Source organism: Oryzophilus luti, assembly GCF_059726245.1.
Genome location: NZ_AP040874.1, coordinates 2883144 through 2908793, shown reverse-complemented (window position 1 = coordinate 2908793; position 25650 = coordinate 2883144). Strand labels below are relative to the sequence as shown.

The following is a 25650-nucleotide window of genomic DNA, read 5'->3' as shown; positions in this document are numbered from 1 at the left end:
TAGAGCTCGCCGGGGAGGTGCTGCAGGCTGATTGTGGTTGCAGCGTTCATCGTCATACCTATTCTACTTTGAAACCGGCCGGAATCGCGCATGTTGCGTGAATGTTCCGGCCCCTGATCCGAATCCTGGTTCTCTAACCCCTAATCCCTGATCCCTGTCCTACGCAATCACCATGTCGCCGCCGTGCTGCTGCTCCAGCTCCATGGCCTTGTTGAGGGCCTCGATGGCACACTCGACCTGGCTGTCGTCGCAGGGTTTGGTGGTGATGCGTTGCAGCCACAGGCCCGGACGCGTCATCAGCGCGAACAGCGAACTCTTGTGCTTGGCCGCAAAACGGATGATCTCGTAGCTGGCGCCGGCAATGACCGGCAGCAGCAGAATACGGATGGCGAACTTGGCCGCAAAACCCTGCACCGGGATCAGCATGTAGACCACCATGGAGAACAGCATCACGGTGATCAGGAAGCTGGTGCCGCAGCGCGGGTGGAAGGTTGAATACTTCTGCACGTTCACCGGCGCGAGCTGTTCGTGCTGCTCAAAGGCAAAAACCGTTTTGTGCTCGGCGCCGTGGTATTCAAACACCCGCCGCATGTCCTTCCACAGGGACATGAACCACATGAAGGCGATGAAAATTATCAGGCGCACAATGCCATCCACCAAGTTGAACAGAATCTGGTTGCCAAAGGCCGGATGCGTGCGCTTCACTTCGGTGGCCGCCAGCAGCGGCAGTAGCTTGTACATCACGATGAAGAAGCCGAGCGAGAGGATGACGTTTACAGTCATCATCCAGCCGCTGATCTGGAGCTTCTTGCCGTCGTCGTCGGCGGGCGCGTCATCCAGCGCCACATTGCTGCTGAAGCGCAGGGCCTTCATGCCGAGCGCCATAGCCTGACCCAGGGTGATGCAGCCGCGGACCATCGGCCAGCCCATCCACTTGTGTTTTTCGCTGGGGCGTCCCAGCAGCTCCGAGTGCGTCACCATCTCGCCGTTTTCGCGGCGCACGGCAATGCCCCACGCATGCGGAGAGCGCATCATCACGCCTTCCAGCACTGCCTGGCCACCGACCAGGGTTTCCTCGTTGGCTTCCAGCGCGAACATCAACTGGAGCTGGGCCTGGAGCCGTAAAAACTTTTGAAGCAGAGACATATATTTGTTTTGGATGATCAGTCAGGGGGCGGGGATTCGCACCACACTGCCGCACCTTCTAGGGTATGCGCGTGATTTTCTTGTGTCAAACCGCCGAACCGTGTAGATTTTTGCCTAACTGCGTAAGCCGTTAAAGGATGGCCTCTTCGTGTCCGACATGCTTGAACGCATCAGCCGAGTTCTGGAAGACCTGCGCGCCATTGAGGCCGAACTTACCTCTATGACGGCAAAGGATTTCGACGAGTTCGACCGCCTTGCACAGTTCGACCTTGTGCTCCAGAACGGCCTGATCCAGCAATTCAAGGACACGGTGGACAGCCTGCGCCACCTGCTGTGGGCCTATATCGAGAAGATCTCCGAGGCGCACGACATTTCGCCCGAGGAAGCCCTGCAGAATTACCGCATTCAGCGTGTCACGGCCATGCTCAATGCCATCAAGCAGAGCAAAAAGAGCCTGAGCGAGCTGCCGGCCAGCGGCACCGAGAGCTTCCTGAGCGAAATTCTGAGCTTCGCCTGCTACGTCACCGACACGCGCCGCGCCGAGGTGGTGCTCGACAAACTCGGCAAGGACGCCGAAAAGCCGCCGGAAGGCAAGCCGTAGCCGCGCTACTCCGGAATCTCCAGCTTCACCTCAGACTTCATCGTTTTGCCGCCGCTCTGCACTGCAAGCTCGATCTTCCACGGGCCGCCCATGCTGAACTGCGTGGAGGCCTCGTAGATGCCTGCGCCCGCAGGCTTGAAATCCAACTCGGTCTTGCCCATGTCCATGGTCACCATGTTCTGCGTGCCGTGGATGGCGGCGCCTTCGAGCGGCTTGCCGTCGAGAGCCACGTGCAGGCGCACGGTGGCGGGCTTTTCGGCCTTTGCGCCGGGGGCCTCAGCCGTTACTTGCAGAGTCGAGGAAGTGGCGGGAGCCGGTTGGGGTTTGGAACTATTGCAGGCCGTCCACAGCAGCAGCCCGCACAGGGCGAACAACAGAGCAGTCTTCCGCAAGCTGGTTCTCCTTAGTGGCAATGTCCTTCGTGGCCGTACCCGGAGTGCAAGGGCAACTGGCATTCGCAGGCCGCGTCGCAATCGGCGCTTTCAAACTGGATGGTGGTGTGGAAGATCTCAAAGCGCTCGGCCAGCACCTGCTTCACCTTCTCAAGAATCGCTTCGCTCTCCGAGGGCGGAATGTCGGCGATGCAGATATGGCAGGAGAGCGCGTGCGAGTGCGAGCCGATGCTCCAGACGTGCAGGTCGTGCACGCCCTGCACATCGTCCAGCCCGAGCAGAGCGGCTTCAATGTCGTCCAACTGCACGCCGCGTGGCGTGCCTTCCAGCAGAATGTTCAGGCTCTCACGGATGATGTCATAGCTCGACCACAGAATGAGCGCGGCAATCACCATGGAAAGCGCCGGGTCGATCCAGTCATGTCCGGTTACCTTGATGGCCCAGCCGCCGAGGATCACCGCGGCCGTCGAGAGCGTGTCGCCAATCTCGTGCACCAGTACGCTGCGCAGGTTCAAGTCGCGCTGGCCGCGCATCAGCATCAGCGTGATGGCGCCGTTGAGCAGCACACCGGCAAAGGCCGCCCACATCATCAGCGTGGGCTGCACCGGCTCCGGGCGGTAGAAGCGGCGCACCGCCTCATAGAAGATGAGCAGCGAGATCAGCACCAGCGAACTGGCGTTGACGAACGCAGCCAGCACGCCTGCCCGCTGATAGCCGTAGGTCTTGCGGGCGTCCGCCGGGCGTGAGCTGAAGTACACGGCAGCCCAGGAGAGCAGCAGCGCCAGAAAGTCGCTGACGTTGTGGCCGGCTTCGGAGAGCAGGGCCAAGGACCGGGCCTTCACGCCCGTCACCACCAGCATCACGATGTAGGCCGCCGTCAGGACGAGCGAGATCTTCAGCACGCGCCCGGTGGCGTGTCCGTGGTGCTCGTGGCTGTGTCCGGCGTGCAAGTGCATGGGCCTGTCGCTTTCTAGGCTGATGACCCTTGAGTCTACGTTCTGGGAGTGCTCCGGTTCAAGCCTCGGGCAGCGGATGGCAGGGCAGGGTGGGAGAAGTGTGTCAGTCGAGCATCAGCCGCATCTGGGGCTGCTCCACGCGGTGGTTGCGGAAGCGTGCTCCCTCCAGCGTGAGCAGGAATTCCTTGGCTTCCAATCCGCCGCCGTAACCGCCCAGCTCGCGCGCGCTGGTGATGACCCTGTGGCAGGGCACGATGATGGCGATGGGGTTGTGGTGGTTGGCCTGGCCTACGGCGCGGAACGCCTGCGGGCTGCCCACGCGGTGCGCCAGTTCGGCATAGCTCTGCGTGTGTCCGTAGGGAATTTCCAGCAGGCCATGCCAGCAGCGCAGGTGAAACTCCGGACCGCGCATGTCGAGTTGCAGGGTGAACTCGCGGCGCTTGCCCTCAAAATATTCGTGGAGTTGCGTGGCCGCCGGTTCCAGCGCTTCATCGTCGCGCATCCACTGCACGCGCCCGGCAAAGGTCGCCGGCTCCTGCGGGGTGCGCGCGAACTCCACCACGGCCAGCCCCTGGTCGCTCAGGCCGAGCCAGAGCGGACCCACGGGCGATTCCATGCGCGAATAGACGAGCCGTTCCACGAAAGGTACGATAACATCCCTGCGGTTTCGCTTCACAGGAGATTGCTTGCACCCGACGCGCAGTTTTGTTTCTCCGGAAGTCTCTCATCGGCTGGAATTGGCGGAGATTCTGCCGTCAGTGGAGCTTGTGCGCAGAAAACTGGCGCGTCACCCCGGCTCCGGAGTGTGCGCGGAGCCGCTGGCGGGTGGCTGGATGGCCTTTGCCGGTGTCAGCTCGCCGCTGAATCACCTGATCGGCGCGGGTTTCGCCGGGCCGGTGACGGACGAAGAGTTCGACCGCTTCGAGGATTTTTACCGCTCGCGCAACTCCACCGCCGAGGTGGTCATCTCGCCGTTGGCAGACCAGTCGCTCGTCACTTTGGCTTGTGCGCGCGGCTACCACATCACGGAGTTCAACAGCGTGCTGTGGCAGGAGTTGGGCAGCGGCGTGGACCAAGCATCCGCGCCGGGCGTGACCATCCGCAGCGTTTCGCCAAGTGAGGCGCTGTTGTGGGCGCAGGTTGTGGCCCGCGGTTTTGCCGAATTCGGCGAAGTGCCACCGGAGATGTTTGTGCCCTTTGCTGAAAGTCCGGACTCGCTCTGCGTGCTGGCCGAGCTGGATGGGCAGCCGGTTGGCGGTGGCGGCGGGTGTGTGATTCCCGAACTGAAGATCGCCGCCATCTTTGGCGACTCCACGCTTCCGGAATTTCGCGGACGCGGCGTGCAGGGAAGCCTGCTTCGCGGGCGGCTGGCGGAGGCCGTGCGCCGGGGCGTCGAGTGCGCCATGGTCTGCACGCAGCCAGGAACGACCTCACAGCGCAACATGGAACGCAACGGCTTCCGCCTGGCTTACACCAAGCTGGCCATGCAGAAGCAATGGGAGTAAAAAGCTGCCATGAACTTTGATGCCGCGCGTGAATTCTGCCTGCGCCTGCCGCATGCCACCGAGGAGGTGCAGTGGGAGGACCATCTGCTGCTCAAAGTCGGCGGCAAGATCTTCGCCCTGTTTGCACTGGAGCCGCCCGGCCCGGTGCTCTCGCTGAAGACCACGCCCGAGCAGTACGCGGAATTGGTGGAGTGCGAAGGCTTCACGCCGACCTCGCACAACATGTGGAAGTACCAATGGATCTCCCTGGAGAGCTATGAGGTGGCGCGTGACGATGAGTTGCGCGGCATGATTCAGACCTCCTACGAGCTGATCTACGCCGGACTGACGAAGAAGAAGCGTGCCGAGCTGGAGGGCATTGCGCCGCTCGCCCCTGCGAAAAAGAAGACAGCGAAAGCCTCGAAGGCAGGGACAAAGAAGCCCGCGAAGAAAGCCGCCCGCAAGTCTGCAAAGACCAGCGCCCGCAAACCGTTGGCGAAGAAGACAGCCAAGCCGACGAAGAGCGGCAAAGCCAGACGCTAGTCTGCCTTTACTCCGAACCAGCGCATAAATCTGCGGCATGCCGCGCATCTTGCGCTGGGGTTCCGCCTGCCGCGCTCTTGTTCCCCGCAATCCGCTCCGGCGCGGCTACAATATCTCCCAAGCTGAACCCACGAGGGCACAATGAAGGTCTTTCTTGTTCTTGCTCATCCAGAGCCAAAGAGCTTTAACGGCGCGTTGTTTCAAACGGCGGTTGAGAGCCTGTCGCAGGCCGGCCATCAGGTTCAGGTCAGTGACCTTTACCGCATGAGCTTCAATCCCGTCTCTTCGCGGAGCAACTTCACCACCGTGCGTGACGCCGACTACTTCAAGCCGCAGCTTGAGGAGATGCTGGCCACCGAGCAGCACGGCTTCGCCGCCGACGTCGAAGCGGAGATCGCCAAGGTCGAGTGGTGCGACCTTATGATCTGGCAGTTTCCGTTATGGTGGTTTTCGGTCCCCGCTGTCCTGAAGGGCTGGGTGGACCGCGTCTTTGCCATGGGCCGCGCGTATGGCGGCGGACATATTTATGAGACGGGCATGTTCTGCGGCAAGCGTGCGCTGCTCTCGCTCACCACGGGCGGCGCGCCGGAGAATTACCTGGCCGATGGGTTCAATGGAGATATCGAGGCCATCCTCCGCCCCCTCCAGCGCGGCATGCTGCAGTTCACGGGCTTTGAGGTGCTGTCCCCGGCAATTCATTACAGTCCGGTGCGGCAGGAACCTGCGGTGCGCGAGCAATGGCTGGCGGCGTGGAAGCAGCGCCTCGGACGCATCGAGAATGAGGCCCCTATCGAAGTGGGGCGCTACTGAGCGCGCCCTTTCATTCGTTTAAGACTTGAGTTTTGCATGGCATACGTTTCCGGAGATCCGATGAGCCGTCGTCTTTCGCAATGCTGTACCTCCGCAATCTTTGTTTTCATCGCGCTGCTGGCCATTGCGCAGCCGCTGGCCGCCTCGGGCTTTCGCCCGGAGCACGGCGAAAAGGCGATGGTCACCAGCATTCACGCGGAGGCTTCGCGCGCGGGCGTTGAGGTTCTGCGGCAGGGCGGCAATGCCGTCGACGCCGCCAATGCCGTGGGCTTCGCCCTGGCCGTGGTGCATCCCGCGGCGGGCAACCTTGGCGGCGGAGGCTTTCTGCTGCTGCGCACCGCGAAGGGTGACGTGCACTTCCTCGACTACCGCGAGAAGGCTCCGGCGGCGGCCTCGAAGAACATGTACCTGGACGCCAAGGGCGACGTCATCCCCGACTCCAGCCGCATCGGCTATCGCTCCGTCGGCGTACCCGGCTCGGTGGCCGGCATGGTTTACGCGCAGAAGAAGTGGGGCCACCTGACGCTCAAGCAGGTGATGGCCCCGGCCATACGGCTGGCGCGCGAAGGCGTGGTGCTCACCTACGAAGAGAGCCAGATGATGCACGATCGCGGCCTCGGCCTCTTCCCGGAAACCAAGCGCATCTTCCAGCGTGACGGCCAGTTCTATAAACACGGCGAGCTGTTCAAGCAGCCGGAGCTGGCGCGCACGCTCGAACGCATTGCCGCCAATCCCGACGACTTCTACCACGGCGCCATGGCGCGCGAGCTGGCGGCGGACGTGCAGAAGGGCGGCGGCCTCATCACCGAGAAGGACCTGGCCAACTACCAGCCTGTGGAGCGCTCGGCGCTGAAGGGCAGCTATCGCGGCCTTGAGGTTTACAGCGCACCGCCGCCGTCGAGCGGTGGCGTGGCCCTGCTGGAGACCCTGAACATTCTCGAAGGCTACGACCTTGGCAAGCTCGGCCGCGACTCCGCCGCGCACGTGCATCTGGTGGCTGAGTCTTACCGCCGCGCCTTCTTCGATCGCGCCGAGTTTCTTGGCGACCCGGACTTCGCGCAGGTTCCCGTGGCGCAGTTGACGGACAAGCGCTACGCCGCCGCATGGCGCGAGTCGATTGACCCGGAGAAGGCCAGCGTGAGTTCGTCGCTCAAGCGCCCGGCGTTTGCCGAACTGGACCGCATGGCCGAGCTGCGCGCGCCCTACATCGGCCCCGAGCCGGAGAACACCACGCACTATTCAGTGGTTGACGCCGAGGGCAACGCCGTCTCGGTCACCACCACGCTCAATGATTCGTTCGGCTCGCGCGTCACTGCCAAAGACCTGGGTTTCCTGCTCAATGACGAGATGGATGACTTCGCCGCCAAGGTGGGCGTGCCCAACATGTTCGGCCTCATACAGGGTGAGGCCAACGCCATCGCCCCGGGCAAGCGTCCGCTCTCGAGTATGACGCCGACCATCGTGGTCAAAGACGGAAGGCCGCTGCTCGTGCTCGGCTCGCCGGGCGGGCCAACCATCATCACCACCGTGGCCAACGTGCTGCTGGATGCGGTCGATTTCGGCAGCGACATTCAGCGGGCGGTTAACGCCCCGCGCTTCCACCAGCAGTGGATGCCGGACGAGCTGCGCGTCGAGGCCTGGCAGTTTTCTCCGGATACGCTGGCCTTGCTGGAGAAGATGGGCTATAAGGTTGTGCGGAGCGGTTCCTGGGGAGACGCCGAGTGTATTGCGGTGGACCCGAAGAAACAGGAGCGCTGGGGCGCCGCCGACGCGCGCAATGGCGGCAGAGCCATCGGCTATTAGGAGCAGGTTCCGGCTACAACAGGAATGCCGGGTGCCCCAGGTTCGCGCCCGTAGTTGGCGCTAACCTGGGATGCGACAGTCAGTGGTCGGCGACGTTGGAACAGCAAGCTGCGTGCGTCCCGGGTTAACCTCGCTTGGCTCGGCGAACCCGGGGCACCCGGCGGTTCGGACAGGATAAAGGACAGTCATGATCAAGGGCATTTCCACCTACGTGCACATTCGTCAGCGGTTGCACCCCGGGCTGCTTGACGGCTTTGTGCGCGGCGGCGCGCAGGCCGTCGAAGTGTTTGCCGCGCGCGGACACTTTGACTACACCAGTCCGCACCAGGTGCGCGAACTGGCTGCGTGGTTCCGCGCCAATGAAGGCGTCCTGTTCCACTCCATGCACGCGCCCATGTATGCCGACGAGGATTGGGGGCGCTTTACGCGCTCGCTCAACGTGGTGGCCCCGGAGCGCAAGGACCGCATCGCCGCCATGGACGAGATCAAGCGCGCCATCGAAGTGGCCGAGCAGATCCCGTTCCGCTATCTCATCCTCCACCTTGGCGACGCCAACGAGCAGGCCGACGGCCGCACCTTTGACGAGTCGCTGACCGCCGTGGAGCACCTGCGGGCCTTTGCCCGCCCGCTCGGCGTGCGGCTGCTGCTGGAGAACATTCCCAACGAGCTGACCACGCCCGAGCAACTCTCCGAACTCATCCGCGTTTCGCACTTTGACGATGTGGGCGTCTGCTTCGACTTCGGCCACGCGCACATGGGCCTCGGCGTGCGGGAGACCTTCGAGGGCGTTGCTCCGCTGGTGCGCTCCTGCCACGTGCATGACAATGCCGGCGACCGAGACACGCACTCCGTCCCCGGCACCGGCACCATCGACTGGGAGGACGCCATGCAGCTTGTGCGCTCGGCCCAGCACGTTCCGGCGCTCGTGCTCGAACTGGATGGCGACCCGCAGGGGGCGCCCGAGTTCGACGCCAAAGTCCCCGGCATGGCCCAACAGGCATGGGACGCGCTGAAGGCGTAGGCGAGGTCGAAGGTTTCGAGAAGTTTCGGTAGGTTTCGCGTTTCGAAATGTTGAAGCTTTGGCAGGTTGCGATCTGCCGGGGCTAATCGCAGCCGTGTGCCCGGCTCGCGCGTGCAGTTCGCGCCCATGGGCGGCACCAATCGGGGCGCTACCCGGGAGCGACATATTTCTTCAAACCGAATCGAAACCTGCCGCAACCTTCTGAAACCTTTCGGTACCTTTCAAAACCAGCCTCCATTCGCCATCCCCCGCCTGAACGGCTACAATCAGAGGTTGCTGCAAACCCCAGTATTGGAAGCGTTCATGTCGATTCCTGTTACTACCATCGCAAAGCTCGGCGAGCACAACGGAGAAGAAGTCATCCTCCGTGGCTGGCTCTACAACCTGCGCGAGAGCGGCAAGCTGCTCTTTCCCATCTTCCGTGACGGCTCCGGCACCGTGCAGGGTGTCATCTTCAAAAAGGCCGTCTCGCCGGAGATGTTTGAGGCGGTCAAGACGCTGACCCAGGAGTCCAGCGTCATCGTCACCGGCAAGGTGCGTGCCGATGAGCGCGCCCCCGGCGGCTTCGAACTCGACGTCTCGAACGTCGAGGTCGTTCAGCGCGTGCCGGATGACGATCCCTACCCGATCTCCCTGAAGGAGCACGGCGTTGACTTCCTGATGGAGCATCGCCATCTGTGGATGCGTACGCCCCGTCAGGCGGCCATCCTGCGCATCCGCTCGGAGATCGAGCGCGCGATGCACGACTTTTTTGATTCGCGCGATTTCACGCGCACCGATCCGCCCATCCTGACCCCGGCGGCCTGCGAAGGCACCAGCACGCTCTTCCCGGTCGAGTACTTCGGCGACGAAGCCTTCCTGACCCAGAGCGGCCAGCTTTACATTGAAGCCACCGCTATGGCGCTGGGCAAGGTCTACAGCTTCGGCCCCACGTTCCGCGCGGAGAAGTCGAAGACCCGCCGCCACCTCACCGAGTTCTGGATGGTGGAGCCGGAGGTTGCCTTCCTCGAACTGGATGGACTCATGTCGCTGGCCGAGGACTTCATCACCTTCATCGTCAAGCGGGTGCTGGAGCGCCGCCGTCACGAGCTGGAGGTGATTGGCCGCGATATCAGCAAGCTTGAGCTGATCGATGCGCCCTTCCCGCGCCTGAGTTATGACGATGCGGTGAAGATGCTCGACGAAGGTTTCGCCAAGGGCGAGATCGAGAACAAGTTCGAGTACGGCAACGATTTCGGCTCGCCGGATGAGACCTACATCTCCTCGAAGTTCGACCGCCCCGTGATGGTGCATCGCTATCCTTCGGCGGTGAAGGCCTTCTACATGGAGCCGGACCCGAAGGATCTGACCAAGGCCCTGTGCGTCGACGTGCTGGCGCCGGAAGGCTACGGCGAGGTCATCGGCGGCTCGCAGCGTATTGGCAACTACCAGCAGTTGCTGGCTCGCATCAAGGAGCACAACCTGCCGGAAGATGCCTTCAAGTGGTATCTGGACCTGCGCAAGTACGGCGGCGTGCCGCACTCCGGCTTTGGTATGGGCCTGGAGCGCGCGGTGGCTTGGATTTGCGGGCTCGACCATGTGCGTGAGACCATTCCGTTCGCGCGCACGCTGCACCGCATCTATCCGTAAGCAGCTTCAGGTTCCTCAGTTCGGAACTTGAAAGAGAACATTCGGGTGTCCCAGGTTCGCGTCTTCTGTTGACGCCAGCTTGGGACACCGAGCAGCCCAGAATCAACGGCTCCGCTTCTTACAACGCAGAGCAGCAGCGGGGCACAGCCAAAATCAATGCCCCGGCCGCAATGGCCGCCGGGCAACCCCTCAACGGAACGAGCGTCGATCGGACAATCGTATGGTTAGCACTCCCGCATCCGCAGCAGATATCACCGCAAAGAACATTCGTGTCATTGGCGTGCCGCTCGATCTCGGGCAGCAGCGCCGTGGCGTAGACATGGGCCCCAGCGCCGTGCGCGTCGCAGGCCTGGAGTCAAAGCTCGAGGCCATTGGCCACAACGTGGACGACGCCGGCAACGTGCCCGTTACGCTGGCCGAGCAGAACGCGCCCGGCGATTTGAGTGCGCGCTATCTCAGCGAGATCACCGCCACCTGCCAGAAGCTGGCCGAGATGGAGATTGCCGCGCTCGAAGAGCACCGCGTGCCGCTCGCCATTGGTGGCGACCACTCGATGGCGGCTGGTTCCGTCAGCGGCGTGGCCGAGTTCTACCGCCGCCAGGGACACGCCATCGGCCTCATCTGGATCGATGCGCACTCGGACATCAACACCCCGGACACCTCGCCGAGCGGCAATGTGCACGGCATGCCGTTGGGCGCGCTGATGGGCCTCGGCCTGTCGCCGCTGGCGAACATCTTTGATTTTTCGCCCAAGGTGCGGCCGGAGAACTGCGTGCTGGTCGGCGTGCGCGACATTGACATGGCGGAGCGCGAAAACATCCGCCGCGCCGGTATCGAGGTCTTTACCATGCGCGACATTGATGAGCGCGGCATGCGCGCCGTCATGGAAGAAGCCCTGCGCATGGCCGGACGCGGCACCGTCGGCTATCACGTTTCGCTCGACATGGATTGGGTGGACCCGGAGGATGCGCCCGGCGTGGGCACGCCCGTGCGCGGCGGCGCCACCTACCGCGAGGCGCACCTCGCCATGGAGATCATCGCCGACCACGGCCGCATGACGTCGATGGATATCGTCGAGGTCAACCCGGTCATTGACGAGCACAACCGCACGGCGGAGCTGGCGGTCGAGCTGGCCATGTCGGCCTTTGGAAAAAAGATTCTGTAGTCGGAAGGGATAGGAATGGCGAAGAAGATTCGCGTGGCGGTACTGTTTGGCGGGCGCAGCGGCGAGCATGAAGTCTCCCTGCGCTCGGCTGCCTCGGTGATTGAGGCGACGGACAAGAAGAAGTACGACGTGGTGCCTGTGGGCATCACCAAAAAGGGCGAGTGGCTCACCGGCGACGATGCCGTGGCGCTGCTCAACGGCCTCTACAAGGGCAAGGGTACGCCGCAGTCTCCGCAGGCCGTGCTGGCCAGCGGTGTCGATGTGGTCTTCCCGGTGCTGCACGGCACCTTCGGCGAAGACGGCACCATTCAGGGCCTTCTGGAGCTGGCGGGCGTCGCCTACGTCGGCTCCGGCGTGCTCGGTTCCTCGGCTGGCATGGACAAGGACGTGATGAAGCGCCTGTTCCGCGATGCCAAGCTGCCGCAGACCAAGCACGTCACCGTGCTGCGTTCGGAGTGGGAAGCCTCGCCGCGCAAGGTGAAGGCGAAGATTGAGGCGGCGATGAAGTATCCGTTGTTTGTGAAGCCCGCGAACCTCGGCAGCTCGGTCGGCATCAGCAAGGTGCATGACGCGGGCGAGCTGAAGGCCGCGATGAACGAGGCCGCCAAGTACGACCGTAAGCTCGTGGTGGAGCAGGGCGTAGGCGGCAAGCGCCACAAGGCCCGCGAGATCGAGTGCGCGGTGCTCGGCAATGACGCGCCCAAGGCCTCCATCTGCGGCGAAATCGTGCCGGCCAAGGAGTTCTACGACTACGACGCCAAATACAGCGACGCCGCCTCCAAGCTGCTCATTCCGGCGGCCATCACCAAGGCGCAGCAGAAGCAGGTGCAGAAGATGGCCATCGAAGCCTTTGCCGCCTGCGATTGCGCCGGGCTCTCCCGCGTCGACTTCCTGCTCGATCCCGGTACCGGCAAGTTCTACCTCAATGAGGTGAACACCATGCCCGGCTTCACCTCCATCAGCATGTACCCCAAGCTGTGGGCCGCCACCGGCATTGAGTACACCGACCTGATCGACCGTCTCATCCAGTTGGGCCTGGAACGCCACGCCGAACGCAGCCGCAACCGCTACTCCAAGGAGTAGTCTGGCCAATAGCTTCTAATGTATTGAAAACGCTGGCGATTTGGAGATGATCCGGTCGCCGGCGTTTTTCGTGCTCTCGGGTGCGCCATCTGCTCCGCTCCAAGGTCCTGTTCGTTCACTTGTGTTCTCGCAACAATTCGCCGAATTACTCCCATGCTTTTCCACTGAAACACAAAGAATTCACGGACTTTTCGCTTCTGACTTCGTGACCTTGGTGTTACAACCAAGGTGCTAAGTGTTGGGCTGAGCCATCAGCGCCTCACCGGCCTTGATCTTTCTGTCCTGGGCCAGACCTGCCTCCGTGCGGATCCTCGTGTGCGCTGACCGGCTTTTACTTCCTCGCGAGGTCTGGATTTGAAAACAACAAGATTGCACCGTCTGCTCTGGCTCTCCGTGTGCCTGTTGGCAATGCTGTCCTCTGCCACGGCGCAGGTTGTGATCTCACAGGTCTATGGTGGTGGCGGAAACTCGGGCGCCACCTACAAGAATGATTTTGTCGAACTCTATAACTCCGGCTCGGCAGCTGTTTCGCTCAGCGGATATTCGGTGCAGTACGCCAGCGCAACGGGCACGAGCTGGCAGGTCACGAGCCTGACTGGCTCTGTTCCGGCCCACTCGTACTTCCTCGTGCAGGAAGCTGCCGGTTCCGGCGGCACCACCAGCCTGCCCACTCCGGACTCCACCGGCTCGATCGCCATGGCTGGCGCCGCCGGCAAGGTAGCGCTGGTCAGCAGCACCACGGCGCTCAGCGGGGGCTGCCCCACGGGCGCCGTCATCGTGGATTTTGTGGGCTTCGGCACCGCCAACTGTTACGAAGGCACCGTGGCTCCGGCTCCGAGCAACACCACCTCCATCTCCCGCTCGCTGAGCGGTATGACGATGGTGGACACCAACAACAACAGCGTTGACTTCCTCGCTGGTACGGTCAATCCGCACAATTCCAGCGTTACCACCGATCCGAGTGCGCTGCGCGCGTCAGGCTCTGCCTCGCCCGCCACGGTCACCGCTGGTTCTACTTCAACGGTGTTGAGCGTGACCGTCTCTCCCGCCACCAGTCCGACCGTGAGCACCGGCATTGCCGTCACGGCCGACCTCAGCTCCATCGGCGGCAGCGCCACCCAGCAGTTCTATGACGACGGCACCAACGGCGACGCCACGGCCGGCGACAACATCTTCTCTTTCACCATCACTCCGGTCACCAACACAAATGGCACGGTCACGGTGCAGGCGACAGCCTCTGACGCCCAAGGCCGCACGGCCATCGGTACCATCTCGCTGGTCGTCAACCAGCCGGTTTACACCGTCACCATTCATGACATTCATGGCCCGAAGTCTTTGACCGCGACTTCGCCCGCAGCTTATGCAGGCAAGTACGTGCAGACCACCGGCATCGTCACCGGCGTTGGCTCAGTCGGCTACTTCCTGCAGACAGCCGACGCGGAAGCCGACAGCGATCCGCTGACTCCCGAAGGCATCTACGTTTACTGCGGCAGCGGCAATGTGCCGGCCTCGGCCGTGATTGGCAACAAAGTGCAGGTCACCGGTCTGGTCAGCCTCTATCCGACGCTGGCCAACAGCCACACCCCGGCGGCGGAGATCACCACGCCGACCACCACGCTGCAGAGCACCGGCAATGCGCTTCCGGCGGCCATCGACATCACCTCGAAGGTCACGCCTGCGGGCGGTCTCTACCAGCTCACGCCGTATGAGGGCATGCGTGTCGTTGTTCCTTCGATGACCGTGGTGGCTCCCACCGACGGCTCGCTCTCGAGCGAAGCCAATGCGACCACCACAAGCAATGGCCGCTTCTATGCGGTTGTCACCGGCACCGCCCGTCCGTTCCGCGAGCCAGGCATCGACATTCGCGACACGCCGCCCGCTACCATGCCCGCCAATGTTGCGCGCTTTGATGACAATCCGGAGCGCATCATTGTCGATTCCACCTTCCTCAAGGGAAGCGCGCTGAACCTGACCACCAACACCGTGCTGGCAAACGCCACCGGCATTCTGGACTTCACCTACAGCAGCGACTCTTACTACGATCCCAGCCGCCTGCTGCTTGACTCGACTTACAGCAGCACGAACATCAGCGGCGGCATGACCCTGACGGCGATCACGGTTCCGGCCAGCAATGAACTGACCGTGGCGGCCTTCAACGTGGAGCGCTTCTTCAACACCTCCTCGTCGGACAATGTCTACTACAACCCGGGTACCGGCAGCACGGGCACGTCGTCGGCGGTGAATTTGAGCGCCGCTGCCTACGCTCTGCGCCTCTCCAAGGTGTCGCAGGCCATCCGCAACGTGCTCGGCAATCCGGACATCGTCGCGCTGGAAGAAGTTGAAAACCAGACGGTGGCTGCCGATATCGCCGCGCAGATCAGCACGGATGCCTCGACCGCCGGTCAAACCGATCCTGGCTACATCGCCTTTGGCACCGGCACCAGCTACGCGCCGTATACCAACGACATCGGCGGCATCTCGGTCGGCTTCCTGGTCAAGGCCAGCCGCGTGAACCAGAACACGCTGGCGGTGACGCAGTACGGCGCCACGGACACGATGCTCAGCGCAAGCGGCAGCACGGTGCCCCTCAATGACCGTCCGCCGCTCGTGCTCAAGGCGGCCATCCTGCGCGCCAACGCCACCGATTACCCGGTGACGGTCATCGTCAACCACATGCGTTCGCTGTCGGGCATCAGTGACAGCGCTGACTACGTTCGCAGGAAGAAGGAGCTTCAGGCCGAGTACCTAGCGAACCTGATTCAGAGCTTCCAGGCGGCGGGCGAGAAGGTCGTCTCCGTCGGCGACTACAACGTCTTCGAGTTCTCCGATGGCTACACCGATGTGATGGCGACGGTCACCGGACAGGGTGCTCTGGCGAGCGACCAGGTCTACCAGCCGGCTGCCACCGGGCTCGTTACTCCGGCGGCCACCGACCTGGTGACACTGCTGCCGGCCACCGAGCGTTACTCCTATACGGAGTCCGGCAACGCTCAGGTTCTGGACCACATCGTGGCCACCTCGAACCTGATCGCCAACGGCGCGCGTGTGGAGTATGCGCACCTCGACGCCGACTTCCCGATGATCTACTACAGTGACGCCACCACGGCGGCGCACGTCTCCGACCACGACCCGGCGGTGGGCTACTTCACCGTGCCCGCCCCGGTGCTGAGCGCCAGCCTGACGCCCAGCAGCAGCGACTTCGGCACGCTGATACTCAGCCACTCCTCCACCGGTGCGGTCTTCACAATTACCAACACCGGCGAGGGCCTGTTGACCTTCAGCGATCTATCCGTGACGGGCGACTACGCGGAGACCACCGATTGCGGCAGCACGCTGGCCATCGGCGCCTCCTGCTCGGTGAACGTGGTCTTTACGCCCACGGCCACCGGCACCCGCACCGGCACGCTGACGGCGGCCTTCGGCAGCACGCTCAGCTACACCTCGTCGCTCACCGGCGTGGGCCGCGATGCGGTGCTGAGCGCCACGCTGTCTCCCGCGAGCGCTGCCTTCGGTACCATCAATGTGGGCAGCACCTCGGCGGCCACCACCTTTACCGTTACCAACACCGGTGAGGCTGCGCTGACCGTCAACAACATCAGCGCCGGTAGCCAGTTCAGCCAGACGAACGACTGCGGCAGCACGTTGGCCATCAGCGGCAGCTGCACCGTCAACGTCACCTTCGCTCCCACCTCCAAGGGCGCCAAGACGGCGTCGCTGACGGTGGCACTGTCCTCCGGCAACTACACGGCCGCGCTTAGCGGCACGGGCCTGCAGCCGGACTTCACCGTCACCAACTCCGGTGGCACCAGCAGCACGTCGCTGGGCGTGGTGGCGGGCAACTCCGTCACTCTGCCCTTGACCTTCACCTCGGTTGACACCTTTGGCGCGACGGTGACTATCACCTGCGCGGCGGTCGGCACGGCTCCCGCAGGCGTCACCTGCACGGTGCCGGATCCGTTCACGGTTCCGGCCGGTGGCAGCATCACCAAGAGCGTGACCTTTACCACCACGGGCAAGTACGTGGCGGGCCTCAGCACGCCGCAGGGCCACAAGCCCTGGCAGACGGCGCTGGCCTTTGCCGTACTGGGCGTCGTTGTGGGCGGAGCAGCCCACAACCGCCGTATGCGCGCCCGTCTGGTCGTGCTCGCGGTGCTCGCGCTGATGGTCTTTGCCCTTGGCTGCGGCAATGACCGCACGCGCAACGCGAACGCCACGCCAGCCGGTGTCTACACCTACACGGTTACGGCTACCAGCGGTACGCTCTCGCACGCGCAGACCGTCACGCTGACCGTGATTCAGTAAATACGAACGCAACACCTTCCGGGGCACGCCGCGCGCGTGCCCCTTTTCTGTGCCCGAACGGGTGCAGAACCGGCCGGGAACCTCCGGACAATCCTGTGCGTACTACCAGATGGAGTAGTCCGCAGGAGGGACCAGATGCAAAGTTTGAAGTGGATGGCGGCAGGGGCCTTGATGCTGTTGAGCGTCGTGCTTCCGGCTTCGGCCGAAGAGTGGAAGAAGGATTACGCGGTGGGTGCCAAGCCGCAGTTGCAGGTGCAGACCAACGACGCGTCGATTGAGGTCCACGCCGTTCCGGGCAACACCATCTCCGCGCGCGTCACCACCAACCGCTACAGCATTGGCGGGGATGGTGTGCGCATCACGGAAAGCCAGACCGGCGATCATGTCTCCATCAACGTGCGCATTCCGAGCCGCCATTTCGGCATCGTCGTTGGCAACGGCCGTAGCGTGCGCATCGAGGTCACCGTGCCGGCCAGTACGGCGGTCGCGCTGACCTCCTCCGATGGCAGCCTGCATGTGGCCGGTGTACGCGGTCCCTTGGCGCTGATCACCAGCGACGGCTCCATTCGCGCCGAAGACGCCGAGGGCGCACTGTCGGCGCGCACCTCCGACGGCAGCATCCACGTCAACGGACGCTTTGATGCGCTCGACTTGGCTACCAGCGACGGCTCCATTCAATGCGAGGCGCGGCCCGGTTCGCGCATGAGCGGGCCGTGGAATATGCGCACTTCGGACGGTAGCGTGACCCTGCGCATCCCCGGCGACCTCGCGGCGGACCTCGAGGCCTGGACCAGCGATGGGCGCGTGACGGTGAATCTGCCGATGATGGTGGAGGGCACCCAGTCGCGCAATCGCGTGCGCGGCAGGCTCAACGGCGGCGGCCAGCAGCTCAAGGTGCATACCAGCGACGGCTCTATCACCGTCGAGCGTTTTTAGATCGTCTTGCTGTTCGTAGCAGCGTAAAGCTTCGGCAAGGCCGAACTTGTTTTCGTGCCCGGCCCGCAGGAGATTCTCTCTGCGGGCCGTTTGCCGTTTTGGCGTGCGGCATTGCGATCCGCGGTTCGCGCGGTTTTGAGCTCGGCCGCGAAAAGGGTAGAGTAGTAAACAGCACGGGCAGCGAAACCTTCGCGGCGCCGTCCAACCGATATGGCCACCACACTGTTCGATAACAAACCGTACGACCCGGAAAAAGAGAAGCGGAAGAAGATTCGCATCGCCTCCGCCATTCTCGTGCTGCTCATCGTCGCCGGACTGGGCTGGTACTTCCGCTACTGGCAATACGAGCACCGCGTCGACCTGCTGTTCCGCGCAATCGAGGCCAAGGACTTCGACAAGGCCTACGGCATCTGGTTCAACGATCCGGCCTGGAAGCAGCATCCCGAGCGCTACGCCAGCTACACCTCCGGTCAGTTCTATCTCGACTGGGGACCGGGCGGCGAGTGGGGCCTCATCAAGACGCATAAGGTCATCGGCACGGCCAAGCCGCCAGGCAAGGGCGACGGCACGGGCGTGATCGTCGGCATCATCGTCAATGACCGCGCCGAGCAGTGCCACATCTGGATGGAGAAGAAAGACAAGACCATGCACTTCTCGCCGTACTAAACGCGAGCGTGCGCTGAGATTTGAAAAGCCCGGCTTCGGCCGGGCTTTTTCGTCCATCTAGGGTCCCTTAGAGTTCCTCGGGGTCGCTGCTGGCGATGTGTTCGCGCACCCAGGCTGTCAGCTTGACCTCGCTGAGCTTGCCGGCCGCCAGTGCCTGCATGGTGTGTACGCACTCGGCGTCCGTTGCCTTGAGCTCGTATCCGTTCAAAACAAGAAACAGTTCCAGCAGCACGAGCGCGACCCGCTTGTTGCCGTCAACAAACGGATGATTGCGGGCAATGGCAAACGCATAGGCGGCGGCCAGAGCCGGGGCGTCGGGCGCAGAGCCATACTCGGCAAGATGCCGTGGCCGAGCGAGCGCGGAACTGAGCAGTCCGGCATCGCGCATACCCGGTGCTCCGCCATGCTCGGCCAGTTGCGCCTCATGGATGGCCAGCGCGGCCTTTTCGGAAATCCAGCGCCAGCTCACTTGGCAAGCGCACGCAGGGCATTGCGGCGCTTCTTCATCACGCGCTCGGCCGCCTGCATCTCCTGCTCAAACTCCGGATCGTAGGCGGTAATGCGGTAGCCGTCGGCGGCCTCCGTCAGGTAAACAATGTCACCCTTTTCCACGCGCAGTTTTGCCGCGGCCTCCTTGGGCAGCACAAAACCGAGCGAGTTGCCGATCTGCGTAAGCTTCATGGAGATCATGCGGCACCTCGATGTACATACAAATGTTATAACGACCTCGGCGCTCGCGCAATCCAGTTCTGCGGAGGGGCGCGCAAAACAAAGCCCGCGCATGAGCGCGGGCTTTATCTAGAATCTGTTAGCGTGCTTACTTCTTGGCCAGCTCGGCGAAGTGCTCTTTCGCCTTCTTGACCGAGGCGACGTCGTTCACGCTGACGCAGCTTTTCGTCTTGTCGATCTGGCGCAGCAGACCGGCCAGCACCGCGCCGGGACCTACTTCCACAAACTCGCTCACGCCCATGGCAATCATCTTGGCCATGCTCTCGTGCCAGCGCACGGCGCCGGTCACCTGGCGGATGAGCACGTCGCGGCTGATTTCGCCGTAGCCGATCAGGGCTGCGTCCACGTTGCACAGGATGGGCATGCGCGGCATGCTGAAAGGCAATGCCTTCAGGTCCTCGGCAAGGCGATCCTGCGCGGGCTGCATCATGGTGCAATGGAAGGGGGCGCTCACGGGCAGCATGACGGCGCGCTTCGCGCCTTTGGCCTTGCAAAGTTCGGCAGCCTTTTCGACCGCAGCCTTGCTGCCGCTGATCACAACCTGTCCGGGGGAATTGATATTGGCCGGCTGGCAGACTTCGCCCTCGCCGGTGGCGGCCAGCGCTTCGGCGCAGGCTTCCTTGATGGTCTCGATCGGCAGGTTCAGGATGGCGGCCATTGCGCCGACGCCGACTGGCACGGCCTCCTGCATGTACTTGCCGCGGTTGCGCACCGTGCGAACGGCATCGGAGAACTTCAGTGTTCCGGCCGCGACGTTGGCGCTGTACTCACCCAGGCTGTGTCCGGCAACCACGGTCGGACGGATACCTTCGGTTTCCAGCACGCGGAATGCGGCGGTGGAGACGGTCAGGATGGCAGGCTGGGTGATCTCGGTCAGCCGCAGTTGATCGTCCGGGCCCTCAAAGCACAGCTTGGAGAGCTTGTAGCCGAGCGCGTCGTCGGCCTCTTCGAAGACCTGCTGTGCCACCGGGTACTTGTCGGCAAGTTCCTTGCCCATGCCGGCAGCCTGGGATCCTTGTCCCGGGAAGAGAAATGCAACCTGATTCGTAGGGGTAGCCATGTTCACTTCCTTTGCGCCCCGTGGGGGCGCGCGCTAATCCGCCGAGGCGCTTTCGCTTTCGGCCAGCACGCCGGTCGCGGCCTGCACCTGCTGCGCAATCTTCTGGTTCATGCCCGAGCGCGCAAATTCAGCAGCCACGCGGATGGCGTTCTTGATGGCGTTGGCGTTGCTGGAGCCGTGGCCGACGATGGCCACGCCCTTGACGCCGAGCAGCGGTGCTCCGCCGTACTCGGAGTAATCCAGGCGCTTTTTGAAGTCATTGAATGCGCCGCGGGCGAGCAGCGCTCCGGCCTGGCGCGTGATGGTCGCCGTCAGGCTCTCCTTGAGCATGGCGCGAACCGTGCCCACAAGCCCCTCGCTGACCTTCAGCGCCACGTTGCCGACAAAGCCATCGCAAACGATGACCTCGACGCGGCCGTTGTAGAAATCGCGGCCCTCGACGTTGCCAATGAAGTTCAGTGGAAGCAGCTTGAGCAGCTTGAAGGCTTCGCGCGTCAGCTCGTTGCCCTTGCCTTCTTCTTCGCCAATGGAGAGCAGGCCCACGCGGGGGTGAGGCACTGTCTTGCCGAAGATGGCCCGGTAATAGATGTCGCCCATGATGGCGAACTGCTGCAGGTTATGAGGCTTGCTGTCGACGTTGGCGCCGACATCGAGAACCACCGTGGCGGTTCCGGCAGAAGTCGGAAACACCTGCGCCAGCGCCGGACGATCCACGCCCGGCAGCGAGCCCAGCACCATCTTGGCCGTGGCCATGGCGGCACCGGTATTGCCGGCGGAGACAAAGCCCTGTGCACGGCCTTCGCGGACCATGCGCAAGCCTACACGCATGGAGCTGTCGCGCTTGGTGCGGACGGCATGGGCCGCCTTTTCGTCCATCGCGATGAACTCGCTGGCATGGACAAACTCAATGGGCAGGCTGGCAATGGCCGGGTGCAGACGCATCTCCGGCAACACAACCTTCTCCTGTCCCACCAGGATGACGTGCACGTCGTAATTGCGCGCCGCCTGGATTGCACCTTCGACTTCAGGCTTGGGCGCGCGGTCCGAGCCCATAGCATCTACAACAATTGTGATCGCCATTGCGAATCGTCAGTCCCGGTTCGCTTAGCTGGCTTTCTCGACTTCCACAACTTCGCGGTCCTTGTAGTGGCCGCACTTGGGGCAAGCGCGATGCGGCAGCTTGGCCTCGTGGCAGTTGGGGCAGTGGCTGACGCCCTTCGCGGTCAAAAAGTCGTGCGCGCGGCGGGTGGAGGTGCGGCGCTTGGAATGACGCCGTTTCGGATTTGCCATGACGAATACCTTTCTCGCTGGGCCTTTGCGGCCCGAAATTCGTTCTTTCCTGAAGCAGCCTTGCGGCCTACTTCAGGTCTTTCTTCAACTCACGCAGAGCAGACCAGCGTGTGTCCGTCTCCTGCGTTGTGCAGCCGCAGCTTCCTTCGTTCAGGTTCTTGCCGCAATGCGGGCACAGGCCCTTGCAGTTTTCACGGCAAACCACACGCAACGGAAGCTGCAACAGCATCAGCTCGCGGACGACATCATTGAATTCCATGCCGTCGCCGCTGTAGTAGCCAATCTCCGTCTCGGCCTTGCTGATCGAGACATCATCCCCCCGCTCGGACGGCAAAGGCCGGTAGAGCAGGTCGAACGACTGGTTAACCGGCTGTTCCACCGGCTCCAGGCAGCGCGCGCAATTCATTTCCACGCGTCCGGAAAACTTCCCGACCAGCCGTATATCCTCGGTGACCTCTCGGCCTTCGTGCTCGCGCACAATCTCCGCGCGGCCACGGGCCTTCAACTCACCAAGCTGGCGAATCTCGCTGCCGAAGTCAATTTCCCCCGGCGCGAACGCCTCGTCGAAGTCCTGCTTGCGGACTTCCAAATCCTTCAGACGAATAAACATTGCGCAACACACCTTGAGGCCCAAGGCATACGCCAAGGGCAGAGCACCGCAGGGGCTTGTAAGCGCGTGAGGCTACAGGGCTGCCTGGCGGGGAAATCTCCTCAGGGCAAAATATAAGCATAATGGCGTAACTGCTGGCCTGTCAATCAGGCCAGCTCGCCGAATTCGCCCCTCAGAAGGATTACTTCAGCGGTATCGTGCAGTTGGTGCCGCCGTCGGGATCGTAGTTTACAGGGTTCATGCGGTTGGAGCAGAAACCGCGCTGGCCGCTGGTTCCAGGGATGGCTGGCACGCCGAAAACCGAATATGCGGTGACGTTGGGGCTGCCCGTAAGCTCTGAGATGTAGAACTTGTATCCACTCTTCGCGCAAGGCTGTGTGCTGCAACCCAGCACCCAGTCGAGCAGGCCGGCGTGCGCCGAGCTGGCAACTCCATTGGAACTGTCCGAGCCGAGGCTGGCCAAGTCGGCGGCGTAACCCACGTCCGGGTAAGTGACCGCATAGGTCACCTGTGCCGTGTTGATGGTGCGGATCGAATACACCGCGGACGCTTCATTGGCGGAGATCTTGCTACGCATCAGGTTAGGAATGGCGATGGCGGCGATGATCAATATGATCGCCACGACAATCAGTAGTTCGAGCAGTGAGAAACCAGCCTGACGCTTCATCGTTCGCTCCAAGGTCTTTGCCCATCGTGATTCCGCGCACGAAAACACGACGACCGCTGGAAGTTGGCAATGTGCGAGGTCCCTGGGGAGGGTGAAACAGACTATATCACAGCCCACCCAAAACACCGCGAAACATTCCCTGGGCGAACCCGGAAGGGGAAGCCCTCGCAAGGTGGGAAAAACGAAAGGCGCCCCGCAGGGCGCCTTCTGGAAAAACGATTCCGGTTACTGCTTCTGGCTCAACTGGCGCTTGCCGGCTTCGCCAATGTCGGCGCCGATGCCCTTGGGGTCGTCCTTGATCATCTGATCGAACAGGGCGGCGGCGGCAGCTGGCTGCTTCTTCATGTACACGCTGGAGAGCACCAGCTCGGCGCGCGCCTTGGGAACCAGCACCGTCGGATGATCGATGATCTCCTTCAGCGTCTTGATGGCTTCGTCGTCACGGCCCTGTGCGGTGAAGACGCCGGCCAGGCTCAGTTTGGCCAGCGCGGCCACTTCCTTGTCGTGCTCGCCGGCAATCTGCTTCAGCTGCTCTTCGGCAACCTTGTAGTTGCCCAGCTCCATCTCGGAGTCTTCGGCCAGGAAGTGGGCAAACTTGCCCGCATGCGTATAGCCGTACTTGGAGCTGATGGCGTAAAAGGCGTTCTTGGAGGCGATGGCGCGCTCCTGCGCCGAAGCGAACTGAACCTGATCGCCTTCCTTCGGCGTGCCGGCGGGAACGACCGGCGCGTTGTAGATCAGCAACGCCTTGCTCAGTTCCTGCGACGCCAAATCGTTCTGGTGCTTCACAAACCAGAAGCCACCAGCCACCAGCGCGAGCACAACCACCACTGCGACGATGGAGAAGGTGATCGGCGAGCGGTGCTCGGCGGTCCAGTTAGCCGCATCAGCGGCGGTTTCGGCGATCTTGTCTTGCTTCAAATCATGGCGGGTATAACGCACGGTAGGTCCTTGTGGGCGCGGAACGCTCGAAAGGGGAAGTTTAGCAGCCCGCCAAGTGCAGCGTCAACGACGCCTGTGGAGAGGAGAAGGAGACTGAGGGGGCGAAGGAGGGCATATCGGTTTACCGACCGCCTGCTCTGGATAGTGTGAGTCGCACTTAGTGCCTCCCCGGTTCCAGTGAGAGTTGACACCCTGACTGCATCAGGGCAAATCACGCCACCGCGCGCGAAATGCCGCAGTTGGTGGCTCACCGCGGAGATTGCAAGCCCCCCGCTCTAGCGGTATCCGCTTGTATTTACGACTCTTACTATTTCATCGTGCCTTCTTCATGTTTGGCCCAATAAGTGCACTTTGCGTCTTGTATTTCTGGGAGTGTTTGTGGAACCGACATTGGTCGTCATCGGAATCAGCTACCGCACCGCCTCGCTGGCCGTGCGCGAGCGGTTCTGGGTTGGCGAGTCGCGCCGGTTCGACGCCCTGACCCACCTGGTCCGCTCCGAAGGCATCGACGAAGTCATGGTCATCTCCAACTGCAACCGGACGGAGTTCTACGTCTGGACGCAGAATGCTGGAGAGGCCGCCAACTCGGTGTTACGCTTCCTGACCCGCGCCTACGATCTCAAGCTCAGCGAATGGTCCAGCTTCTACCGCCTGGTGGATGACGCGGCCATGGAACATGTAGTGCGCGTTGCCAGCGGGCAGGATGCCTCCATTTTCGGGGAGCCGGAGGTCACCACCTCCGTCGCTCACGCCTGGCATCAGGCGCAGAAGGCCGGAACCACCGGACGTTTCCTGAACGCCGTCTTGAAGAAGGCGCTGGCGGTGGCGGTGCGCGTGAAGCAATACTGCCCGAGCGCCTCCACGGTTGCCACCGTGGCCAACGCAGTCGTGGAAACCTCCTTGGAAAGCCTGCGGGAAGTGCGCACGCCCAAGGCAGTGGTTCTCGGCGCCGGGGCCATGGGGGAGGCGACCGCGCGCGCACTGCTGGAAGCGCGATTTGGCGAAGTCGTCATCATCAACCGCACCTTCGATCACGGCCTGCAACTGGCGGAGAAGCTCGGTGCCCGCGCTGTCCACATGGAAGAATTGTGGCAGCACCTGGTGGATGCCGACCTGCTTGTTTCCGCCACGGCATCGCGCATGTTGCTGTGCCGCTCGGAACTGGACTCGGTCCTGCGTGTGCGCGGCGAAAAGCCGCTTCTGATTACCGACCTCGGTGTGCCGCGCAACATTGATCCTGCCATCCGGGCGCTGCCCGGCGTTGTGCTGCAGGATATCGACGATCTCTGCGAAGTGGCCGAGCGCCATCCCAACCGCATGGCCAGCCTGGAAATGGGCGACCGCGTGGTTCGCGAAGAGGTCTCCGGCTTCCGCCGCAAGCTGCTTTCCGAGAATGTCCTGCCGACGCTGACCGCACTGCGCGCCCGTCTGGAGCAGATTTGCGCACAGGAGATGGAGAACCTCGCCGAGGAATTTGGCCCGTTCACCGAAGATCAGGAGGCCGCGCTGCGCAGCCTCGCCTCACACATTACGCAGCGCATCTCCGCCACCTTGGCGCGCCAACTGAAAGAGCTTCCCGATCAGGCGCAGCAGGATCCTCTGGCGACGGCGCTCGAACAGCTCTTCCAGCTGGAGATCCAACAGGCTCCGGCGGTGATCAAGAACCAGCTCGCGGGCCATTAATCCGTCCACTCCTGTTTTCCTGTCCCCCCACTGTCCTGCCAGCATTCCCGCCACTTCCGCGCCTTGGTCGCGGGGACACGCCCCATAAACACAAGGATTCGAGCGGAACTTTCCGCTACACTTCCGGGTTTG

Annotated in this window: 25 protein-coding genes; 13 read left to right on the top strand and 12 right to left on the bottom strand. The window is 62.8% G+C overall.

Annotation, left to right across the window (positions count from 1 at the left end; genetic code table 11):
• Positions 1-159 precede the first annotated feature (159 nt).
• Positions 160-1146: a DUF1385 domain-containing protein gene (locus AC6IZO_RS12405; RefSeq protein ID WP_497805115.1), complete on the bottom strand. Its 987-nt coding sequence runs from the start codon at positions 1144-1146 to the stop codon at positions 160-162.
• A gap of 148 nt (positions 1147-1294) precedes the next feature.
• On the opposite strand from AC6IZO_RS12405, the gene AC6IZO_RS12400 reads away from it, so the two are divergent.
• Positions 1295-1747 (top strand): hypothetical protein, encoded by a 453-nt coding sequence (locus AC6IZO_RS12400; protein WP_497805114.1) that lies wholly within the window; start codon positions 1295-1297, stop codon positions 1745-1747.
• Between the two features lie 5 nt (positions 1748-1752).
• Here the strand turns inward: AC6IZO_RS12400 and AC6IZO_RS12395 are convergent, their stop codons facing one another.
• The 3 genes from AC6IZO_RS12395 to AC6IZO_RS12385 all read right to left on the bottom strand — a co-directional run bounded on the left by AC6IZO_RS12395 (position 1753) and on the right by AC6IZO_RS12385 (position 3735).
• Complete coding sequence (locus AC6IZO_RS12395; protein WP_497805113.1) at positions 1753-2139, bottom strand: FixH family protein; 387 nt, start codon at positions 2137-2139, stop codon at positions 1753-1755.
• A gap of 11 nt (positions 2140-2150) precedes the next feature.
• On the bottom strand, positions 2151-3095 hold the full coding sequence (locus tag AC6IZO_RS12390; protein ID WP_497805112.1) for a cation diffusion facilitator family transporter: 945 nt from the start codon (positions 3093-3095) through the stop codon (positions 2151-2153).
• A 103-nt stretch (positions 3096-3198) separates the two neighbouring features.
• Entirely contained in the window at positions 3199-3735 is a 537-nt protein-coding gene (locus tag AC6IZO_RS12385; protein WP_497805111.1) for a methylated-DNA--[protein]-cysteine S-methyltransferase, read from the bottom strand.
• Positions 3736-3781: 46 nt separating this feature from the next.
• On the opposite strand from AC6IZO_RS12385, the gene AC6IZO_RS12380 reads away from it, so the two are divergent.
• From AC6IZO_RS12380 to AC6IZO_RS12330, 11 genes are all read left to right on the top strand, one after another.
• Positions 3782-4600 (top strand): GNAT family N-acetyltransferase, encoded by an 819-nt coding sequence (locus AC6IZO_RS12380; RefSeq protein WP_497805110.1) that lies wholly within the window; start codon positions 3782-3784, stop codon positions 4598-4600.
• 9 nt (positions 4601-4609) lie between these two features.
• Complete coding sequence (locus AC6IZO_RS12375; RefSeq protein ID WP_497805109.1) at positions 4610-5122, top strand: MmcQ/YjbR family DNA-binding protein; 513 nt, start codon at positions 4610-4612, stop codon at positions 5120-5122.
• Between the two features lie 141 nt (positions 5123-5263).
• Positions 5264-5932, top strand: coding sequence for an NAD(P)H-dependent oxidoreductase (locus tag AC6IZO_RS12370; protein WP_497805108.1), 669 nt, complete (start codon positions 5264-5266; stop codon positions 5930-5932).
• A gap of 60 nt (positions 5933-5992) precedes the next feature.
• Positions 5993-7735, top strand: a complete 1743-nt coding sequence (gene ggt, locus AC6IZO_RS12365; protein ID WP_497805107.1) for a gamma-glutamyltransferase — start codon at positions 5993-5995, stop codon at positions 7733-7735.
• 187 nt (positions 7736-7922) lie between these two features.
• Positions 7923-8756, top strand: a complete 834-nt coding sequence (locus AC6IZO_RS12360; protein ID WP_497805106.1) for a sugar phosphate isomerase/epimerase family protein — start codon at positions 7923-7925, stop codon at positions 8754-8756.
• Positions 8757-9059: 303 nt separating this feature from the next.
• Complete coding sequence (gene asnS, locus AC6IZO_RS12355; RefSeq protein ID WP_497805105.1) at positions 9060-10385, top strand: asparagine--tRNA ligase; 1326 nt, start codon at positions 9060-9062, stop codon at positions 10383-10385.
• Between the two features lie 220 nt (positions 10386-10605).
• On the top strand, positions 10606-11550 hold the full coding sequence (gene rocF, locus AC6IZO_RS12350) for an arginase (protein WP_497805104.1): 945 nt from the start codon (positions 10606-10608) through the stop codon (positions 11548-11550).
• A gap of 15 nt (positions 11551-11565) precedes the next feature.
• Positions 11566-12633, top strand: a complete 1068-nt coding sequence (locus AC6IZO_RS12345) for a D-alanine--D-alanine ligase family protein (RefSeq protein ID WP_497805103.1) — start codon at positions 11566-11568, stop codon at positions 12631-12633.
• Between the two features lie 369 nt (positions 12634-13002).
• Entirely contained in the window at positions 13003-16935 is a 3933-nt protein-coding gene (locus AC6IZO_RS12340; protein WP_497805102.1) for a choice-of-anchor D domain-containing protein, read from the top strand.
• 135 nt (positions 16936-17070) lie between these two features.
• Positions 17071-17871 (top strand): DUF4097 family beta strand repeat-containing protein, encoded by an 801-nt coding sequence (locus AC6IZO_RS12335; protein WP_497805101.1) that lies wholly within the window; start codon positions 17071-17073, stop codon positions 17869-17871.
• Between the two features lie 210 nt (positions 17872-18081).
• Positions 18082-18537 (top strand): hypothetical protein, encoded by a 456-nt coding sequence (locus AC6IZO_RS12330; RefSeq protein ID WP_497805100.1) that lies wholly within the window; start codon positions 18082-18084, stop codon positions 18535-18537.
• Positions 18538-18604: 67 nt separating this feature from the next.
• Here the strand turns inward: AC6IZO_RS12330 and AC6IZO_RS12325 are convergent, their stop codons facing one another.
• From AC6IZO_RS12325 to AC6IZO_RS12290, 8 genes are all read right to left on the bottom strand, one after another.
• Positions 18605-19006: a type II toxin-antitoxin system death-on-curing family toxin gene (locus tag AC6IZO_RS12325; protein ID WP_497805099.1), complete on the bottom strand. Its 402-nt coding sequence runs from the start codon at positions 19004-19006 to the stop codon at positions 18605-18607.
• Positions 19003-19227 (bottom strand): AbrB/MazE/SpoVT family DNA-binding domain-containing protein, encoded by a 225-nt coding sequence (locus tag AC6IZO_RS12320; protein WP_497805098.1) that lies wholly within the window; start codon positions 19225-19227, stop codon positions 19003-19005. Before AC6IZO_RS12320 ends, AC6IZO_RS12325 begins: the two co-directional genes overlap by 4 nt.
• 127 nt (positions 19228-19354) lie before the next feature.
• Complete coding sequence (fabD, locus tag AC6IZO_RS12315; RefSeq protein WP_497805097.1) at positions 19355-20326, bottom strand: ACP S-malonyltransferase; 972 nt, start codon at positions 20324-20326, stop codon at positions 19355-19357.
• Positions 20327-20359: 33 nt separating this feature from the next.
• Complete coding sequence (gene plsX, locus AC6IZO_RS12310; RefSeq protein ID WP_497805096.1) at positions 20360-21406, bottom strand: phosphate acyltransferase PlsX; 1047 nt, start codon at positions 21404-21406, stop codon at positions 20360-20362.
• Positions 21407-21430: 24 nt separating this feature from the next.
• The gene (gene rpmF / locus AC6IZO_RS12305) at positions 21431-21616 is read right to left on the bottom strand and encodes a 50S ribosomal protein L32 (RefSeq protein ID WP_497805095.1); all 186 of its coding nucleotides are present in this window, start codon (positions 21614-21616) and stop codon (positions 21431-21433) included.
• Positions 21617-21683: 67 nt separating this feature from the next.
• Positions 21684-22226 carry a YceD family protein gene (locus AC6IZO_RS12300; protein WP_497805094.1) on the bottom strand — a complete coding sequence of 181 codons (543 nt, stop codon included), beginning with the start codon at positions 22224-22226 and terminating at the stop codon, positions 21684-21686.
• A 181-nt stretch (positions 22227-22407) separates the two neighbouring features.
• A complete protein-coding gene (locus AC6IZO_RS12295; RefSeq protein ID WP_497805093.1) occupies positions 22408-22893 on the bottom strand; it encodes a prepilin-type N-terminal cleavage/methylation domain-containing protein in 486 nt (161 codons plus the stop codon).
• Between the two features lie 225 nt (positions 22894-23118).
• Complete coding sequence (locus AC6IZO_RS12290) at positions 23119-23835, bottom strand: tetratricopeptide repeat protein (RefSeq protein WP_497805092.1); 717 nt, start codon at positions 23833-23835, stop codon at positions 23119-23121.
• 378 nt (positions 23836-24213) lie between these two features.
• Between AC6IZO_RS12290 and hemA the strand changes: the two genes are divergently transcribed.
• Entirely contained in the window at positions 24214-25518 is a 1305-nt protein-coding gene (hemA, locus tag AC6IZO_RS12285) for a glutamyl-tRNA reductase (protein WP_497805091.1), read from the top strand.
• Positions 25519-25650: the final 132 nt, after the last annotated feature.

Coding starts and splice junctions, on each gene's coding strand:
- AC6IZO_RS12405 (WP_497805115.1), bottom strand. CDS start 1,146: ATGTCTCTGCTTCAAAAGTTTTTACGGCTCCAGGCCCAGCTCCAGTTG.
- AC6IZO_RS12390 (WP_497805112.1), bottom strand. CDS start 3,095: ATGCACTTGCACGCCGGACACAGCCACGAGCACCACGGACACGCCACC.
- AC6IZO_RS12375 (WP_497805109.1), top strand. CDS start 4,610: ATGAACTTTGATGCCGCGCGTGAATTCTGCCTGCGCCTGCCGCATGCC.
- AC6IZO_RS12370 (WP_497805108.1), top strand. CDS start 5,264: ATGAAGGTCTTTCTTGTTCTTGCTCATCCAGAGCCAAAGAGCTTTAAC.
- ggt (WP_497805107.1), top strand. CDS start 5,993: ATGAGCCGTCGTCTTTCGCAATGCTGTACCTCCGCAATCTTTGTTTTC.
- AC6IZO_RS12360 (WP_497805106.1), top strand. CDS start 7,923: ATGATCAAGGGCATTTCCACCTACGTGCACATTCGTCAGCGGTTGCAC.
- asnS (WP_497805105.1), top strand. CDS start 9,060: ATGTCGATTCCTGTTACTACCATCGCAAAGCTCGGCGAGCACAACGGA.
- rocF (WP_497805104.1), top strand. CDS start 10,606: ATGGTTAGCACTCCCGCATCCGCAGCAGATATCACCGCAAAGAACATT.
- AC6IZO_RS12345 (WP_497805103.1), top strand. CDS start 11,566: ATGGCGAAGAAGATTCGCGTGGCGGTACTGTTTGGCGGGCGCAGCGGC.
- AC6IZO_RS12335 (WP_497805101.1), top strand. CDS start 17,071: ATGCAAAGTTTGAAGTGGATGGCGGCAGGGGCCTTGATGCTGTTGAGC.
- AC6IZO_RS12330 (WP_497805100.1), top strand. CDS start 18,082: ATGGCCACCACACTGTTCGATAACAAACCGTACGACCCGGAAAAAGAG.
- AC6IZO_RS12320 (WP_497805098.1), bottom strand. CDS start 19,227: ATGATCTCCATGAAGCTTACGCAGATCGGCAACTCGCTCGGTTTTGTG.
- fabD (WP_497805097.1), bottom strand. CDS start 20,326: ATGGCTACCCCTACGAATCAGGTTGCATTTCTCTTCCCGGGACAAGGA.
- plsX (WP_497805096.1), bottom strand. CDS start 21,406: ATGGCGATCACAATTGTTGTAGATGCTATGGGCTCGGACCGCGCGCCC.
- rpmF (WP_497805095.1), bottom strand. CDS start 21,616: ATGGCAAATCCGAAACGGCGTCATTCCAAGCGCCGCACCTCCACCCGC.
- AC6IZO_RS12300 (WP_497805094.1), bottom strand. CDS start 22,226: ATGTTTATTCGTCTGAAGGATTTGGAAGTCCGCAAGCAGGACTTCGAC.
- AC6IZO_RS12295 (WP_497805093.1), bottom strand. CDS start 22,893: ATGAAGCGTCAGGCTGGTTTCTCACTGCTCGAACTACTGATTGTCGTG.